The sequence below is a fragment of the Burkholderia sp. Bp8991 genome (assembly GCF_003853795.1).
Taxonomy (GTDB): Bacteria; Pseudomonadota; Gammaproteobacteria; order Burkholderiales; family Burkholderiaceae; genus Burkholderia.
Map to the genome: position 1 here is coordinate 1 of NZ_QTQJ01000076.1, position 1,104 is coordinate 1,104.

Here is a 1,104-nt window from a genome sequence, read left to right on the forward strand (position 1 = left end):
TCCGGATCCTTGTTGATCGCGACGATCACCTTCGAATCCTTCATGCCGGCCAGATGCTGGATCGCACCCGAGATGCCCACCGCGATGTACAGCTGCGGTGCGACGATCTTGCCGGTCTGGCCGACTTGATAGTCGTTCGGCACGTAGCCGGCGTCGACTGCCGCGCGCGATGCGCCGAGTGCGGCGCTCAGCTTGTCGGCCAGCGGCTCGAGAACCTTCATGTAGTTCTCGCCGCTGCCCAGGCCGCGGCCGCCCGACACGACGATGTTCGCGCTGGTGAGTTCGGGGCGATCGAGTTTCGTCACCTCCCGGCCGATGAACTGCGACACACCCGCATCTGCTGCCGCTTCGATCTTCTCGACCGCTGCGCTGCCGCCAACGCCCGCGACCGGATCGAAGCCCGTCGTCCGCACCGTGATCACCTTGATAGGGTCGCCCGACTGCACCGTCGCGATTGCGTTGCCAGCATAGATCGGACGCTCGAACGTGTCGGCCGATACAACCGCCGTGATGTCGGAGATCTGCGCGACGTCCAGCTTCGCGGCGATCCGCGGCGCGATGTTCTTGCCGTAAGCCGTTGCCGGCGCGAGGATGGGCGAGTAGTTCGACGCGACGGTCAGCACCGTCGCTTCGACGTTCTCGGCGAGACCGTCCGCGAGTTGCGGCGCATCGGCGAACAGCACTTTCGAAACGCCTGCGATCTTCGCCGCTGCATCGGCCGCTGCTTGCGCGTGGTGGCCTGCGACCAGCACGTGAATGTCGCCACCGCCGAACGCGCCGACTTCGGCGGCCGCCGCCACCGTGTTCAACGTCGCGGCCTTGATCGGCGACGCGCCGCCAGCCGATGCCGCATCGTGCTCGGCGATTACCAGAATCGTCATGTCCGTCCGCTCCCTGTTACAGCACCTTGGCTTCGGTCTTCAGCTTGTCGACCAGCGTCTGCACGTCCGGCACCTTCACGCCGGCCGCGCGCTTCGGCGGCTCGGCCACCTTCAGCGTCTTCAGACGCGGCGCGACGTCCACGCCGAGGTCTTCCGGCTTCACCGTTTCCAGCGGCTTCTTCTTCGCCTTCATGATGTTCGGCAGCGTCACGTAGCGCGGCTC

General features: G+C 66.1%; 1 protein-coding gene and 1 pseudogene. Both read right to left on the reverse strand.

Features of this window, described 5'->3' with window-relative positions; translation table 11 throughout:
- On the reverse strand, nucleotides 1-881 hold an 881-nt coding region (locus DIE02_RS35190), incomplete at its 3' end, for an electron transfer flavoprotein subunit alpha/FixB family protein (protein ID WP_124530300.1).
- 16 nt (nucleotides 882-897) lie between these two features.
- A pseudogene (locus DIE02_RS35195) lies at nucleotides 898-1,104 on the reverse strand (electron transfer flavoprotein subunit beta/FixA family protein); the annotation flags it as partial.